The 15074-nt window shown below is 71.1% G+C and carries 14 protein-coding genes; 11 read left to right on the top strand and 3 right to left on the bottom strand.

The window, feature by feature from the left end:
• Positions 1-103 precede the first annotated feature (103 nt).
• Complete coding sequence (locus SRB17_RS02320) at positions 104-1345, top strand: GNAT family N-acetyltransferase (protein ID WP_153534145.1); 1242 nt, start codon at positions 104-106, stop codon at positions 1343-1345.
• Positions 1346-1445: 100 nt separating this feature from the next.
• Here SRB17_RS02320 and SRB17_RS02315 read toward each other — a convergent pair whose 3' ends face one another.
• On the bottom strand, positions 1446-2870 hold the full coding sequence (locus SRB17_RS02315) for an amino acid permease (protein ID WP_153534143.1): 1425 nt from the start codon (positions 2868-2870) through the stop codon (positions 1446-1448).
• Between the two features lie 259 nt (positions 2871-3129).
• Between SRB17_RS02315 and SRB17_RS02310 the strand changes: the two genes are divergently transcribed.
• Together SRB17_RS02310 and SRB17_RS02305 are read left to right on the top strand one after the other, a co-directional pair.
• Positions 3130-3615, top strand: coding sequence for a ribose-5-phosphate isomerase (locus tag SRB17_RS02310; protein WP_153534141.1), 486 nt, complete (start codon positions 3130-3132; stop codon positions 3613-3615).
• A gap of 188 nt (positions 3616-3803) precedes the next feature.
• Positions 3804-4613 (top strand): Fpg/Nei family DNA glycosylase, encoded by an 810-nt coding sequence (locus SRB17_RS02305; protein ID WP_153534139.1) that lies wholly within the window; start codon positions 3804-3806, stop codon positions 4611-4613.
• Positions 4614-4699: 86 nt separating this feature from the next.
• Here the strand turns inward: SRB17_RS02305 and SRB17_RS02300 are convergent, their stop codons facing one another.
• Positions 4700-5281, bottom strand: a complete 582-nt coding sequence (locus SRB17_RS02300; RefSeq protein WP_153534137.1) for a biotin transporter BioY — start codon at positions 5279-5281, stop codon at positions 4700-4702.
• Between the two features lie 460 nt (positions 5282-5741).
• Here SRB17_RS02300 and SRB17_RS02295 point away from each other — a divergent pair, with 460 nt between their 5' ends.
• From SRB17_RS02295 to SRB17_RS02260, 8 genes are all read left to right on the top strand, one after another.
• Positions 5742-6941, top strand: coding sequence for an ROK family transcriptional regulator (locus SRB17_RS02295; protein ID WP_153534135.1), 1200 nt, complete (start codon positions 5742-5744; stop codon positions 6939-6941).
• Positions 6942-7157: 216 nt separating this feature from the next.
• A complete protein-coding gene (locus SRB17_RS02290; RefSeq protein WP_153534133.1) occupies positions 7158-8201 on the top strand; it encodes an ABC transporter substrate-binding protein in 1044 nt (347 codons plus the stop codon).
• Positions 8198-9046 carry an ABC transporter permease gene (locus SRB17_RS02285; RefSeq protein WP_153534131.1) on the top strand — a complete coding sequence of 283 codons (849 nt, stop codon included), beginning with the start codon at positions 8198-8200 and terminating at the stop codon, positions 9044-9046. The genes SRB17_RS02290 and SRB17_RS02285 overlap by 4 nt, the downstream gene beginning before the upstream one ends.
• Entirely contained in the window at positions 9022-9756 is a 735-nt protein-coding gene (locus tag SRB17_RS02280; protein ID WP_323374856.1) for an ABC transporter ATP-binding protein, read from the top strand. Before SRB17_RS02285 ends, SRB17_RS02280 begins: the two co-directional genes overlap by 25 nt.
• Complete coding sequence (locus SRB17_RS02275) at positions 9753-11096, top strand: LLM class flavin-dependent oxidoreductase (RefSeq protein ID WP_323374855.1); 1344 nt, start codon at positions 9753-9755, stop codon at positions 11094-11096. Before SRB17_RS02280 ends, SRB17_RS02275 begins: the two co-directional genes overlap by 4 nt.
• A 12-nt stretch (positions 11097-11108) precedes the next feature.
• The gene (locus tag SRB17_RS02270; RefSeq protein ID WP_153534129.1) at positions 11109-12005 is read left to right on the top strand and encodes a TauD/TfdA dioxygenase family protein; all 897 of its coding nucleotides are present in this window, start codon (positions 11109-11111) and stop codon (positions 12003-12005) included.
• Between the two features lie 125 nt (positions 12006-12130).
• Positions 12131-13519 carry an amino acid permease gene (locus tag SRB17_RS02265; RefSeq protein ID WP_153534127.1) on the top strand — a complete coding sequence of 463 codons (1389 nt, stop codon included), beginning with the start codon at positions 12131-12133 and terminating at the stop codon, positions 13517-13519.
• A 135-nt stretch (positions 13520-13654) separates the two neighbouring features.
• Positions 13655-14302, top strand: a complete 648-nt coding sequence (locus SRB17_RS02260) for a superoxide dismutase (protein ID WP_153534125.1) — start codon at positions 13655-13657, stop codon at positions 14300-14302.
• 96 nt (positions 14303-14398) lie between these two features.
• Here the strand turns inward: SRB17_RS02260 and SRB17_RS02255 are convergent, their stop codons facing one another.
• The gene (locus SRB17_RS02255) at positions 14399-15016 is read right to left on the bottom strand and encodes a histidine phosphatase family protein (protein WP_153534123.1); all 618 of its coding nucleotides are present in this window, start codon (positions 15014-15016) and stop codon (positions 14399-14401) included.
• Between the last annotated feature and the right edge of the window lie 58 nt (positions 15017-15074).

Here is a 15074-nt window from a genome sequence, read left to right as displayed (position 1 = left end):
CGTCCTCGGTTCGTCCTCACAGTGAACGGCACGCGAGTCCATCGCGCCGCCGTCCGGGAGAAATTCGCTGGCTCGCCCCGCGATGCCCTGCTAGTCATGGCTCATGGCGTCTGACCGGCGAACCGAGTTGAAGGTGCTGCGCGAGTCCGACTGGGACCGGTGGTACGACGTGCTGTACCGGGCCTTCGGCGCCTCGGCGGCATCGCCCGAGGAGCGCGAACTGGACAGGTCGGTGACCGAGTTCGACCGTTCCCTGGCCGCGTGGAACGGGGACGAGATCGTCGGCACGACGGGGGCCTTCAGCTTCCGGATGACCGTGCCGGGCGGTGCCGCGGTCCCGACGGCCGGCGTGACCATGGTGAGCGTGGCGGCCACCCACCGGCGGCGCGGGGTGCTGACCTCGATGATGCGCCGGCAACTGGACGACGTACGGGCGCTGGGCGAGCCGCTCGCGGCGCTGACCGCGTCCGAGCCCGCGATCTACGGCCGCTTCGGGTACGGCGCGGCCACCTTCCGTACGACCGCCGAGATCGACACGGGCCGGGTGACGCTGTCCCTGCCGCCCGGCGTGGACGACGTACGACTGCGCTACGCCGCGCCCGCCGACGTCCTCGGCGCCTGCGAGGCGGTCTACGCGGCGCTGGTGCCGCTGCGGCCCGGCATGCTGGCCCGGCAGCCCGGCTGGGAGCGGGCCGGTCTCCTCGACCCGGAGAGCGAGCGGGGCGGGGCGTCGGCGCTGCAGTGCGTGGTGGCCGAACGGGACGGCGAGGTGACGGGATACGTCCGCTTCAGGACCAAGATCGGCTGGGGCGAGGCCGGGCACGACGGCACGGTCCAGCTGAAGGACCTGGCCGCGCTCGATCCCGTCACCGAGGCGGCGCTGTGGCGGTTCCTGCTCGGCATCGACCTGATGACGACGCTGTCGGTGGGATCGCGACCGGTCGACGACGCCTGGCGCTACCTGGTCTCGGACACCCGCCGCTGCCGGCCGCGCCTGAGGGACGACGCGTACGTCCGTCTCGTCGACGTGGGTGCGGCACTGTCGGCGCGTACGTATCAGGCGCCGGTGGACGTCGTACTGGAGGTGGAGGACGCCTTCTGCCCGTGGAACGCGGGGCGCTGGCGCCTGACGGGGGACCCGAAGGGCGCGTCCTGCGAGCGTACGACCGACACCGCCGATCTCTCCCTCTCCGTACGGGAGTTGGGCGCGTCCTACCTCGGCGGCGTGACGCTGCTGTCGCTCGCGGCGGCCGGACGGGTACGGGAGCTGCGGCCGGGCGCGCTGCCGGAGGCGTCGGTGGCGTTCGGCTCCCCGGTGTCGCCGTGGCTGCCGCACGGCTTCTAGACCGCCGGGTTCCGGTTCGCTTGCCGTACCCCCGGCCTTGACGACGTACAGCACGGCGAAGGGGGTCCTTCACCGTGCTGCAGTCGCGGAGGAGGGCGGATCAGCCCACGGAGACCTTGTCGGCCGGGGCCCCGACCGCGGGGGCCGGGCGGTTCGCCGTGAGCTTCTGCTTCACCAGGGCGATGATCACCACGACCGCTGCCACGGCCACCGACAGCAGCACGGTGTTACGGCCGCTGCTCGCGCCCTTGGTGTCGGTCAGCATGTAGCCGAGGACGCCGACGATGAAGGCGGCCGTCACCCAGGTCAGGTACGGGTAGAGCCACATCTTCACGACGAGCTTCTCCGGCGCCTCCCGCTGGATGATCCGGCGCATGCGCAGCTGCGAGAGGCAGATCGCCAGCCACACGAACAGGGCGACCGCGCCACTGGAGTTCAGCAGGAAGAGGAAGACCGTGTCCGGGTACGCGTAGTTGAAGAAGACCGCCACGAAGCCGAAGACGACCGAGGCCAGGATCGCCGCCATCGGCACACCGCGGGAGGTCGTGCGGGCGAACGCCTTGGGGGCGTCACCGCGCTGGCCCAGCGAGAACGCCATGCGGGAGGCCGTGTACAGGCCGGAGTTGAGGCAGGACAGCACCGAGGTCAGGATGATGACGTTCATGATCTGACCGGCGTTGGGGATGCCGAGCGAGTTCAGCGCGGCGACGTAGGAGCCCTGCTTCGCGATGGACGGGTCGTTCCACGGCAGCAGCGAGACCACGACCAGGATCGAGCCCAGGTAGAAGACGCCGATGCGCCAGATGATGCTGTTGGTGGACTTGGTGACCGCCCGCTGCGGGTCCTCCGACTCACCGGCCGCGAGCGTGGCGATCTCGCTGCCCATGAAGGAGAAGACGACCAGCAGCACACCGGTGAGGATCGAGCCGGGGCCGTGCGGCAGGAAGCCGCCGTGGTTCGCGAGGTTGCCGAAGGAGGCCTTGTCGGTGTGCACCCCCGGAAGCACGCCGAAGATGGCCAGCAGGCCGACGACGATGAACGCGCCGATCGCCACGACCTTGATACCGGCGAACCAGAACTCGAACTCGCCGTAGGAGCCGACGGAGACCAGGTTGGTCGCGGTCAGCACGGTCATCACGATGAGCGCCCAGCCCCACTGCGGCACACCCGGGACCCAGCCCGAGAGGATCTTGGCGCCGGCGGTGGCCTCGACGGCCAGCACGACGACCCAGAAGAACCAGTAGAGCCAGCCGATGGAGAACCCGGCCCAGCGGCCGAGGGCACGGTCGGCGTGCTCGGAGAAGGAGCCGGAGGTGGGGTTGGCGGCGGACATCTCGCCGAGCATCCGCATCACGAGGACGACGAGGGTGCCGACGAGCGCGTACGACAGGAGGATGCCCGGTCCGGCGGTGGCGATACCGGAGCTGGAACCGACGAAAAGGCCGGCTCCGATGACACCACCGATCGCGATCATCGTCAGGTGGCGGTTCTTGAGTCCTGCTTGGAGGCCCGAACCAGGGGTCATGGACGGATTTCCTTTACGCGAGGAGGAGCATCTCGCACGAGCGGTGTACGAGTCGGTCCAGTGAATCCGAGGCGAACGGATTCGGGAACCTCTGAATCCGTATCGTTACTTGAGGTTCCCTTGAGGTTCTATGGTCCTGCTCACATTTGCCGAGGTCGGACGGAATGTTCTTCGAGGTCTGGCGGAGGCCTGACCGGGACCTGCCGGGGTGCCGCGACCCGAGGCTGCTGCCCGGAATGGGGCGTGTCACACTCATGGCATGCGCGTGTATCTCGGCTCCGACCATGCTGGCTACGAACTCAAGAACCACCTCGTCGAGTGGCTCAAGGCGGCGGGTCACGAGCCCGTCGACTGCGGACCGCACATCTACGACGCCCAGGACGACTACCCGCCCTTCTGCCTCCGCGCCGCCGAGAAGACGGCCGCGGACCCCGACGCCCTCGGCATCGTGATCGGCGGCTCCGGCAACGGTGAGCAGATCGCCGCGAACAAGGTGAAGGGCGTGCGGGCGGCGCTGGCCTGGAGCGAGGAGACGGCGACGCTGGGGCGGCAGCACAACAACGCCAACGTGGTGGCTGTGGGTGCGCGCATGCACAGCACGGAGGAGGCGACGAAGTTCGTCGAGGTCTTCCTCAACACGCCGTTCTCCGGTGACGAGCGCCACATCCGGCGGATCGACATGCTGTCGGCGTACGAGACGACGGGCGAGCTGCCGCCGATCCCGGCGCACCACCCGCAGGCGTAGGGCTCAGGCAGGCCACCCCCTGGGGGCTCCGCCCCCAGCCCCCCGTTTCGCCCACCCACTCACCCGGCTCGCTCGGCCGGAAGGGCGCCGTCTCGGGGCTCCGCCCCGGCCCTTCCTGTCCGTTCACTCCCGGCCGGCCGAGACGGGTGGGCGGGCGGGCGGAAAGCGAAGGAAAGGACACCCCCGCCTTGCCGGAAGGGCACACCATCCATCGGCTGGCCCAGGACTACGCCGAGCGCTTCCACGGCACGGCCCCCCGTGTCACCAGCCCCCAGGGCAAGTTCTCGGACGCCGCCGCCCTCCTGGACCGCGCCGGACTGACGGCCACCGAAGCCCACGGCAAGCACCTCTTCCTCCGTTTCCGGGACACCGACTGGGTCCACATCCACCTCGGCCTCTTCGGCAAGGTCGGCTTCGGCGACGCCCCCGCACCCCCGCCGACGGACACCGTCCGGCTCCGGCTCGCGAACGACACGTCGTACGTGGACCTCCGCGGCCCCACCACCTGCGCCCTGATCACCGGCGCCGAGAAGCAGGCCGTACACGACCGCCTCGGCCCCGACCCGCTCCGCGAGGACGCCGACCCGCACGCGGCGTACCGCAGGATCTCCCGCAGCCGTACGACGATCGCCGCGCTGCTCATGGACCAGAAGATCGTCGCCGGCGTCGGCAACGTCTACCGCGCCGAGGTGCTGTTCCGGCACGGCATCGACCCGTACCGCGCGGGCAAGGACATCACCCCGGCCGAGTGGGACGCCATCTGGGCCGACCTCGTCGAGCTGATGCACGAAGGCGTCCGGCGGAACCGGATCGACACCGTACGGCCCGAGCACACCCCGGAGGCCATGGGCCGGCCGCCCCGCGTGGACGATCACGGCGGCGAGGTGTACGTCTACCGCCGGGCGACCCTGCCCTGCCACATCTGCGGAACCGGGATCCGCACGGCCGACCTCGCCGCCCGGAACCTCTTCTGGTGCCCCACCTGCCAGAAGCAGTGAAACCCGAAAGAGGCTCGCCCCGGTCGAGGAGACCTACGACCCGGCGAGCCTCTTCCGAAGGAGCTGCGGCGTCAGCGCACCTCGTGCTAGCGCTTGTTCGCGAACTTCCAGGCGGTGGGCAGGGCGCCCATCGCCAGGGCGGCCTTGAGGGCGTCGCCGAACAGGAACGGGGTGAGGCCGGCGGCGACGGCCTGGGAGAGGGAGAGGTGGGCCGCGAGGGCCAGGTAGGGCACGCCGACGGCGTAGATGACGGCCTCGCCGAGGAGCATCGTGCCCGCCGTGCGCAGCGGCGAGCGGTCGGCGCCGCGCCGGGCCAGCGCGCCGACGGCGGCCGAGGCGAGCAGCATGCCGAGGACGTAGCCGAAGGAGACCGAGGCCGCGCCGGAGGTGCCGTCCGCGAACCAGGGCACGCCCGCGACACCGGCGAGCGCGTACAGGGCGAGGGAGAGGAAGCCGCGGCGGGCGCCGAGCGCGGTGCCGACGAGCAGCGCGGCGAAGGTCTGGCCGGTCACCGGCACCGGGGAGCCGGGCACCGGGACGGCCACCTGGGCCGCGAGGCCGGTGAGCACGGCGCCGCCGACGACGAGGGCCGCGTCGCGGACGCGGGACGCAGGCAGCAGGTCGGCGAGGACTGCGCCGGGGCGGGCGGTGGCGGTGGCGGTGCTCATGGGGACTCCGCGGGTGAGTGGGCAGGCGGGAACACCGTGACGCTATACCGCGCCGCCCGCGTCGATCACCGTCACCGGTCGACAAAGGCGTGCGGCGGGGGTTGGTGGGCTCCGGACAAAGGGTGGCGGTGACACCGGGTTCGACGTGATGCCGGTCACTGAGGTGGAGTGGCCTGCGGTACCTCGCCATCTGACGGTGCCTCTGTAAGGTCCGGCCAAAGCGCCGCGGGGACCGTCTCGCCCGTCGGTCGCCGTCTGGGCAGCGCCGGGGCGTTTTGCTAGCTTCGAACGCATGGTTGCCCAGGCCCGGTACTTCACCTCGCGTCGCTATGTCGACCTGCGACGCCAGGGCACGGCCACCTGTCGCCGCCCGGGGTAGGGGCGGACCGCTCGGCACGCCTCTCCTTCGCACCCCCGAACTCCGAGACGTGTCGGCCCCGTTTCCCGAGGACGGTCCTCCATGCCCCGTACCGCGGTATCCACCCTTGTCTCTCCCGTTCCGCGTGCCGCCGACAGCGACCGGCGGCGCACCAGCGCCAGTGTCGTGCTGCGGTCCGTGCTGGAGCACGGGCCGGTGGCGCGCAGCACCATCGCCCGGCTCACCGGGCTGTCGCCCGCCTCGGTGACCGAGCACTGCGCCCGGCTCACCGAACTCGGTCTGATCCGGGAGTCCGCGCAGCCGCGCCGTTCGGGCGGGGTCGGCCGGCCGCATCTCCCCGTCGACCTGGACGACACGGGGTTCCTGGTCGGCGGGGTGCATGTGGCCGTGCCGTACACGACGGTCGCGCTGCTGGACCTGCGCGGCCGGGTGGTGGCCCGGCGTGAGCTGAAGCACGAACGGACCGATCCCGGCTGGGTGCTGGCGCGGGCCGCCGAGGGGCTCTCCGGGCTGCTCGCCGGGGTGCCGGGCCGCCGGCCGCTGGGGGTCGGGGTGGCCGTCGGCGGCTGGGTGGACCGGGAGACGGGGAGCGTGGTCGAGCACGAGCTGCTGGGCTGGCGCGAGGTGCCGGTGCGGGAGGTGCTCGGCGCCCGCACCGGCCTGCCGGTCCATGTGGACGGGCACGCGCGGGCGTTGGTCAACGGGGAGCGGCTGTTCGGACGGGCCCGGGGCAGCGGGAGCGTGCTGCATCTGTTCGTGGGCAATGTGGTCGACGCGGCCTTCGCCACCCATGACGAGGTGCACCACGGGCCGCGTTCGGCGGCCGGGGCGATCGCGCATCTGCCGGTGCCGGGCGGCAGCGAGCCGTGCCCGTGCTCTCGTACCGGCTGCCTCCAGGTGGAGCTGAGCGAGCGGACGTTGTGCCGGCGGGCCCGCGCGGCCGGGGTGATCGGCTCGGCCAATCCGATGCACGTGGTGGCCGCGGCGGCGGCCGGGGACGCGGTGGCGCGGCGGCTGCTGGTGGAGCGGTCCCGGGCGACCGGGCGGGCGGCGGGGCTGCTGCTGGACGTGCTCAATCCGGAGACGGTCGTGGTGACCGAGGTGGGGGTCATCCACTTCGAGGACTGCCTGAGCGCGCTCAGAGAAGCCGTCGGGACACACCGTGCGGCGGCCGTTCTGCCGACGAGTTTCCCGGATTCCGTGCTGGCGGTGGCCGCCGGGTCGGTACTGCTGGACGTGTTGTTCCGGGATCCGCTGGACGTGTCACCTGAGGATATTTAATTCAGAAACTCGGAATGTTGACAGGGATCACCGGAAGGCAGGAACATGCTGGTCATGAGCCCGCTTACCAGCTGTCGCACCCTTTGTTGCTGACACATTGCCGCGCGTGAAGCGCGTGTTTCCGGCTCTTTGCTCTCTCTTTCTCCCGGTCTCCGGATCCGGAATTCCCACTGCCTTTCCCCTGCCTTCCCCTCCTTTACTCCGGGGAGTACTCCCATGCACCGTCGTGTCTTTCTCACCTCCTTGCTGGGCGCGTCCGCCGCCGCAGTGGGCGTCAGCGGCTGCGCCAAGGGCGACGCGTCCGCCGACACCAAGGGCGCCGCCACCAGGCCGCTCGCCGACAAGGTCCCGGCCGGCACCAGCCTGAAGATCGCCTCCTACCAGAACGTCCAGCAGCTGCAGTTCCGGCTGGCGAAGCTGCCCGGGCTGCCGTTCACGGTGTCGAACTGGCTGAACATCGGGGCGGGCCCGGACGTCATCAACGCCTTCCGCGCCAAGTCCCTGGACCTCGCCAACAACGCGGGCATCCCGCCGATCCAGGCGCACTACCAGGGCTTCGACGCGAAGATCGTCGCGATCGACCTCACCCGCAAGCCCAACTACCTCTTCGCCACCAAGCCCGGCAGCGACATCCGCACGGTCGGCGACTTCAAGGGCAAGCGGCTCGCCTTCTCCCAGGGCCAGGCGCAGGGTGTCGTGCTGCTGCGGGCGCTGAAGCGGGCGGGACTGGCGTACGACGAGGTGAAGCTGGTCCCGCTGACCAGCAACCAGTTCCTCACCGCCCTGCAGTCCGGGCAGGTCGACGTGGCCCCGCTCGGCAACAGCCAGGCGCCCGCGTATCTGAAGCAGTACGAGCCGAAGGGCGCCCGCACCATCCCCACCGATGTCGTCGACCTGCTCAACCTGCTGTGGGCACCGCAGTCCGTGCTGAACGACCCCGCGAAGGCCGCCGCGATCGCCGCCTACATCCCGCAGTGGGCCAAGGGCCAGGTGTGGCAGTACGAGCACCCGGACGTCTGGAACGAGGAGTTCTACGTCAAGACGCAGAACCTGACCCTGGAGCAGGCCCGGGGTATCACCCGGCTCGCCAACAAGCCGCTGTTCCCACCCCGTTGGGACGAGGCGATCAAGTGGGAGCAGGAGACGGCCGACCTGCTCGCCGAGGGCGGCTTCGTGAAGAAGTTCGACGTCTCCTCGCTCTTCGACCACCGCTTCGAGTCGATCGCCGCCAGGGCCGTACCCGAGGAGTACCGGAAATGACCGCCGTGACCACGACGACGACCGCCGTCGCGGCGGCGCAGGCCCAGGACGTACCCCAGGTCCGCCGGCGCCGCCGCCTCTCCCCCGGCCGCCGGCTGCCCGCCGCCCGGCTGATCGGACCGCTCTTCGTCCTCGCCCTGTGGGCGGCCGCCTCCGCCGCCGGAACGCTCGACACGGGTGCGATCCCGGCGCCCTGGACGGTCCTCAGGACCGCCGGTCACCTGTGGACCGACGGCACCCTGACCACCGACATCCTGACCTCGCTGAAGCGGGCCGGGTACGGCTTCGCGATCGGTCTGGCCGCCGGCGTGCTGCTCGCGCTCGCCTCCGGGCTCAGCCGCACCGGGGAGGCGCTGATCGACGGGACCGTGCAGTTCAACCGGGCGATCCCGACGCTCGGCCTGATCCCGCTGTTCATCCTCTGGCTGGGCATCGGGGAAACCTTCAAGATCGCCATCATCGCGATCGTCGTCTACATCCCGATCTATCTGAACACGCATGCCGCGCTGTCCGGCATCGACGGCCGGTACGTCGAACTCGCCGAGGTCCAGGACCTGTCGAGGCTCACCTTCATCCGCCAGGTGGTGATCCCCGGCGCACTGCCCGGATTCTTCGTGGGACTCCGGCTCGGTGTGACGGGCTCCTGGCTGGCCCTGGTGGTGCTGGAGCAGATCAACGCCACCAGCGGCCTCGGCTACATGATGTTCCAGGCCCAGAACTACGGCCAGACCGACGTCATCCTGGTCGGCCTGCTGATCTACGGCGTCTTCGGCCTGATCTCCGACAGCGTGGTCCGTCTCGTCGAACGGAGGGTGCTGTCGTGGCGCCGCACACTGAGCAACTGACCCGCCCCGCCGTCCGGATTCACGGCCTGACCCGGTCCTTCGACGGCCGTACGGTGCTCGACGGCATCGACCTCGACCTGCCCGCCGGCCAGTTCACGGCGCTGCTCGGGCACAGCGGCTCGGGCAAGAGCACCCTGCTGCGGGCCATCGCCGGACTCGACCACGGGGTCGCGGGCGGCGGGCGGCTCAGCGCCCCCGAGCGCGTCTCGGTCGTCTTCCAGGACTCCCGGCTGCTGCCCTGGCGCCGGGTGCTGGAGAACGTGCTGCTCGGCACGGACGGCAGGGACGCCGAGGAGCGAGGCCGGGCCGCGCTGGAGGAGGTCGGCCTGAAGGGCCGCGAGCGGGCCTGGCCGGGCGAGCTGTCCGGCGGCGAGGCCCAGCGGGCCGCGCTCGCCCGCTCCCTGGTCCGCGAGCCCGAACTCCTGCTGGCCGACGAGCCGTTCGGCGCGCTGGACGCGCTGACCCGGATCAGGATGCACGGCCTGCTGCGCGACCTGTGGCGACGCCACCGGCCGTCCGTGCTGCTGGTCACTCACGACGTCGACGAGGCGATCGTGCTCGCCGACCGGGTCCTCGTCCTGGACCAGGGCCGCATCGGCCTCGACCTGACCATCGACCGCCCCCACCCCCGCTCCTACCGGGAGCCGGTCCTGGGCGAATACCGCGAACGACTGCTGACCGCACTGGGCGTCACGGAGGATCACCGGTGACACAGAGAAGGCTCCATCTGAACGCGTTCCTCATGAACACGGGCCATCACGAGGCCTCCTGGCGGCTTCCGGAGAGTGACCCGTATGCGCACGTCGAGCTGAAGCACTATGTACGGCTCGCCCGGATCGCCGAGCGCGGCACCTTCGACTCCCTCTTTCTCGCCGACGGCCCCCAGCTGTGGAGCAACCTCGCCCAGCGGCCGGCCGGCGCCCTGGAACCGCTCACCCTGCTGACCGCGCTGGCGACGGCCACCGAGCACATCGGGCTGATCGCCACCGCGTCCACGTCGTACAACTCGCCCTACAACCTGGCCCGCAAGTTCGCCTCGCTCGACATCATCAGCGGTGGGCGGGCCGGCTGGAACATCGTCACCACGGCCGGAGCCGAGGCCGCCCGGAACTTCGGGCTCGACGCCGAGCCCGCGCACGCGGAGCGGTACGCCCGCGCGGCCGAGTTCCTCGACGTGGCACTGAAGCTGTGGGACAGCTGGGAGGACGACGCGATCGTCGCCGACAAGGCGGCCGGCGTCTGGGGCGACGACCGCAAGATCCACCCGCCCCGGCACCGGGGCACGTACTTCAGCGTGGCCGGTGCCCTCAACGTCCCGCGCACACCCCAGGGTTACCCGCTACTCGTGCAGGCGGGGTCGAGCGAGGACGGCAAGGCCTTCGCCGCCCGGTACGCGGAGGCGGTCTTCACCGCCCAGCAGACCCTCGCCGACGCCCAGGCCTTCTACACCGACCTCAAGTCCCGTACGGCACAGGCCGGAAGGGATCCCGGGCACATCAAGGTGCTGCCCGGGATCGTGCCCGTCCTCGGCTCGACCGAGGCGGAGGCACGGGCGGCGGAGCAGCTGCTGGAGGACCACATCGTGTACGACCACGGAGTGGAACGACTGGAAGGACTGCTGCAACTCCCGGCCGGAACCCTGCAGTTGGATGCCCAGCTCCCGGCCGGCCTGCCGCCCGAGTCCGCCGTCGAGGGCGCCAAGAGCCGCTACACGCTCGTGGTCGAGCTGGCCCGGCGCGAGCGGCTCACCGTCCGGCAGCTGATCGGCCGGCTCGGCGGCGGGCGCGGCCACCTGACCTTCGCCGGGACGCCCGAGCAGGTGGCCGGCCAGATCGAGACCTGGTTCACGCAGGGCGCCGCCGACGGCTTCAACATCATGCCCGCCGTACTGCCCTCCGGCCTGGACGCCTTCGTCGAGCACGTCGTACCGCTCCTGCGCGCCCGCGGCCTGTTCCGCGACGAGTACGGCCCCCGCCAGACCCTCCGGGAGCGCTACGGCCTCCCCCGTCCCGCCAACCAGTACCTGAGCCCGGCCCCCGCCCTCGTCTGAAAGGACCCGCACATGTCCCTCGACATCACCAAGGTCACCGCCCGTATCGGCGCCCGCGTCTCCGGCGTCGACATCACCAAGCCACTCGCCCCGGAGGAGGTCGCCGCGATCCGCGAGGCACTGAACGTCCACAAGGCGCTCGTCCTCGACGCCGCCGGACTGGACGACGCCGGGCAGCAGGCCTTCGCCCGCCACTTCGGGGACCTCACCACCGCGCACCCGACGGTCGGCGCGGTCGACGGCGCCCCGAACGTGCTGCCCGTGGACAGCGAGCGGGGCCGCGCCAACCACTGGCACACCGACGTCACCTTCGTCCTCAACCCGCCGCAGGCCAGCACCCTGCGCTCCATCACGATCCCGCCGTACGGCGGCGAGACCCTGATCGCCAACGCGGCCGCCGCCTACCGGGACCTGCCCGAGCCGCTGCGCCGGCTCGCCGACACCCTGTGGGCCGAGCACACCAACGACTACGACTACGCCGTACCGCAGGAGGAGATCGACGAGGAGAAGGCCGCCCAGCGCGCCCAGTTCACCTCCATCAGGTACCGCACCGCCCACCCGGTGGTCCGGGTCCATCCGCTGACCGGGGAACGCGGGCTGTTCATCGGCGGGTTCGCGCAGCGGATCGTGGGCCTGTCCGTCGGCGAGTCCCGCAAGATCCTCGACCTGCTCCAGACGTACGTCACCCGCCCGGAGAACATCCTTCGCCACCGCTGGGCGGAGAACGAACTCGTCCTCTTCGACAACCGGATCACCCAGCACTACGCCATCGACAACTACGACGGCCGGCCGCGCCGGCTGCACCGGGTGACCGTCGCCGGTGACGTCCCGGCCGGCATCGAGGGCAAGGAGAGCTACTCGATCGAGGGCGACGCCTCGCACTACACGCCGGTGCTCGCGGCGGCGTAGCGATCCGTTCACCCTCCGTACGGCGGGTGTCCGGATACTGGGCGGCCCATTCGCCGGAGCGGACGGGCCGCCCAGACTGGCGGGGTTTTTGCCCGCCCATTGCCTTGCCCGGGAGAGCCCCGCCCATGCCCAGCAGCACGACCACCGAGACACCGCCACAGCAACGGGACGGCGGTGCCTCCCTCTCCCACGGCCTCAAGCAGCGCCATCTGTCGATGATCGCCCTGGGCGGGGTCATCGGCGCGGGTCTGTTCGTCGGCTCCGGCGCCGGCATCGCCGCCGCCGGTCCGTCCATCGTCATCGCCTACACGCTCTCCGGCCTGCTGGTGATGCTGGTGATGCGGATGCTGGGCGAGATGTCGGCCGCCTACCCGTCGTCGGGCTCGTTCTCCGCGCACGCCGAGCGGGCGATCGGCCCCTGGGCGGGCTTCGCCGCCGGCTGGTCCTTCTGGGTGCTGCTGTGCACGGCCGTCGGCCTGGAGGGCATCGGCGCCGCGAAGATCGTCCAGGGCTGGCTGCCGGGCACCCCGCAGTGGATGTGGGTGGCCCTGTTCATGGTGGTGTTCTGCGGCGCGAACCTGACCGCGGTGAAGAACTTCGGCGAGTTCGAGTTCTGGTTCGCCGCGCTGAAGGTCGGCGCGATCAGCCTGTTCCTGATCCTCGGCGTGCTGGCCATCGCCGGGGTGCTCCCCGGCACCCACTCCCCGGGCGCCGCGAACCTGAACGACTTCATGCCGCACGGCAACCAGGGCCTGCTGGTCGGCCTGCTCGCCTCCGTGTTCGCCTACGGCGGCCTGGAGACGGTCACCATCGCGGCCGCCGAGTCCGAGAACCCGGTCAAGGGCGTGGCGTCCGCCGTGCGCACCGCCATGTGGCGCATCGCCCTGTTCTACATCGGCTCGATGGCGGTCGTCGTCACCCTGGTCCCGTGGGACTCCGAGGAGGTCGTGGCGAAGGGCCCGTACGTCGCCACGCTCGACCACCTCGGCATCCCCGGCGCGGGACAGCTGATGAACGTGGTCGTCCTGGTCGCCCTGCTGTCCGCGATGAACGCCAACATCTACGGCTCCTCGCGCATCGCCTACTCGCTGGTCGAGCGCGGTCAGGGCCCGAAGGCGCTGGTGAAGCTGTCCGGCGGGGTCCCCCGGATCGCGGTCCTCACCTCCTGCTTCTTCGGGTTCGTCTGCGTGCTGCTCAGCTACTGGCGCCCGAACGACGTCTTCCCGTGGCTGCTGAACATGATCGGCGCGGTCATCCTGGTCGTCTGGATCTTCATCGCCGTCTCCCAGCTGCTGCTGCGCCGCCGTATCGAGCGCGAGGCGCCCGAGAAGCTGGTCGTGCGCATGTGGGCGTTCCCGTGGCTGACCTGGGTCGCCCTGGCCGGCATGGTCGCGATCTTCGTCCTGATGGCCCGCGAGCCGGGCACCCGCGTCCAGCTGTACTCCACCGGCGGCATGACCGTGTTCCTGGCGGTCGTGGGCTACCTCTGGCAGCGGGCCCGCGCCCGGCGCTGACACCCCGGCGACGGAAGAGGCCCCCGCGTGCGACGCGGGGGCCTCTTCCGTTGCCCGAGTCCGCCGCCCGAGCACTCTTGTTGTTAGCGTGTAGTTGCAAGAGACTTGCAATAAGGTTCTCGAAGGGGATCACCCATGCCCGTCTACTCGCTGCCCGCCCTGCCCTACGACTACTCCGCGCTCGCCCCCGTGATCAGCCCGGAGATCATCGAGCTCCACCACGACAAGCACCACGCGGCCTATGTGCAGGGCGCCAACGACACGCTGGAGCAGCTCGCCGAGGCGCGGGAGAAGGAGGCGTGGGGATCCGTCAACGGGCTGGAGAAGAACCTGGCCTTCCACCTCTCCGGGCACATCCTGCACAGCATCTACTGGCAGAACATGACCGGCCCGAAGGACGGTGGCGGCGAGCCGCTCGCGGCCGACGGCGTGGGCGAACTGGCGGACTCGATCAGGGAGTCCTTCGGCTCCTTCGCCGCCTTCAAGGCCCAGCTCTCCAAGGCCGCCGCCACCACCCAGGGCTCCGGCTGGGGCGTGCTGGCGTACGAGCCGCTGAGCGGCCGGCTGATCGTGGAGCAGGTCTACGACCACCAGGGCAACGTCGGCCAGGGCTCCACCCCGATCCTGGTCTTCGACGCCTGGGAGCACGCCTTCTACCTCCAGTACCGGAACCAGAAGGTGGACTTCATCGAGGCCATGTGGCAGGTGGTCGACTGGCAGGACGTGGCCCGCCGTCACGCGGCCGCCACGTCCCGCACCGACGCGCTGCTGCTGGCCTCCTGAGAACGTCCGGCCCCGTGATCGTCTTCTCACCCCTCACGGCGGCAGGCGGATGAAAGGAGGGCCCCCGCGCGGACGTGACGCGCGGGGGTCCTCCCCTCACTCCTGCTCGCAGGGCACGTTGAGGGAGAGCAGCGCGGTGTGCGCGCCGTCGACCCGGATCCCGCTCACCGCCGCGTTGCGCAACGCCGGGAGGACCCGGCGGTATTCGGCGAGCGGGACACCGAGCAACGAGCACAGCGTCAGCCGCAGCAGGGTGTTGTGGGCGACGACCAGGACCCGCCCGCCGGGGTGGGCGGCGGCGATGCGGCGCAGGGCGGCACTCCCGCGCCCGGCCGCCGCGCGGGGGTCCTCGGCGCCGGGGAAGGGATGCGCCACCGGGTCCGCGCGGAACGCGTCCGCCGCCTCGGGGTCCTGCGCCGCGAACTCGGCGAGCGTACGGCCCTCCATCGCCCCGAAGTCGCATTCGCGCAGGCCGGGTTCGCGGTGCGGGACGAGGCCGAGCGCCCGGCAGGCGGGGTCGGCGGTGGCGATCGCCCGGGACAGCGGCGAGGTCCACACCGCGTCCACGGGGTGCGCGGCGGCCCACCTTCCCAACGCCTCGGCCTGGGCGTACCCGGTGTCGGTGAGCGCGACATCGCTGACTCCGGCATACCGGTTCCCGGCATGCCAGACGGTCTGTCCATGACGGGCGAGGAGCAGGGTCGCGGAGGTCATGGGCAGCAGTATCCCCGGGGGATCGCCGCGGGCGGAAAGCGCTGGTGGTGACCGCCCG

The organism is Streptomyces sp. RB17 (assembly GCF_009604455.1).
Lineage (GTDB): Bacteria > Actinomycetota > Actinomycetes > Streptomycetales > Streptomycetaceae > Streptomyces.
The sequence above is the reverse complement of the archived record's forward strand: the minus strand, read 5'-3'. Positions and strand labels throughout refer to the sequence as shown.

Excerpts from the sequence above, each read along its gene's own strand:
- SRB17_RS02320 (WP_153534145.1), top strand. The coding sequence starts at position 104 with ATGGCGTCTGACCGGCGAACCGAGTTGAAGGTGCTGCGCGAGTCCGAC.
- SRB17_RS02315 (WP_153534143.1), bottom strand. The coding sequence starts at position 2,870 with ATGACCCCTGGTTCGGGCCTCCAAGCAGGACTCAAGAACCGCCACCTG.
- SRB17_RS02310 (WP_153534141.1), top strand. The coding sequence starts at position 3,130 with ATGCGCGTGTATCTCGGCTCCGACCATGCTGGCTACGAACTCAAGAAC.
- SRB17_RS02300 (WP_153534137.1), bottom strand. The coding sequence starts at position 5,281 with ATGAGCACCGCCACCGCCACCGCCCGCCCCGGCGCAGTCCTCGCCGAC.
- SRB17_RS02295 (WP_153534135.1), top strand. The coding sequence starts at position 5,742 with ATGCCCCGTACCGCGGTATCCACCCTTGTCTCTCCCGTTCCGCGTGCC.
- SRB17_RS02290 (WP_153534133.1), top strand. The coding sequence starts at position 7,158 with ATGCACCGTCGTGTCTTTCTCACCTCCTTGCTGGGCGCGTCCGCCGCC.
- SRB17_RS02285 (WP_153534131.1), top strand. The coding sequence starts at position 8,198 with ATGACCGCCGTGACCACGACGACGACCGCCGTCGCGGCGGCGCAGGCC.
- SRB17_RS02270 (WP_153534129.1), top strand. The coding sequence starts at position 11,109 with ATGTCCCTCGACATCACCAAGGTCACCGCCCGTATCGGCGCCCGCGTC.
- SRB17_RS02265 (WP_153534127.1), top strand. The coding sequence starts at position 12,131 with ATGCCCAGCAGCACGACCACCGAGACACCGCCACAGCAACGGGACGGC.
- SRB17_RS02260 (WP_153534125.1), top strand. The coding sequence starts at position 13,655 with ATGCCCGTCTACTCGCTGCCCGCCCTGCCCTACGACTACTCCGCGCTC.
- SRB17_RS02255 (WP_153534123.1), bottom strand. The coding sequence starts at position 15,016 with ATGACCTCCGCGACCCTGCTCCTCGCCCGTCATGGACAGACCGTCTGG.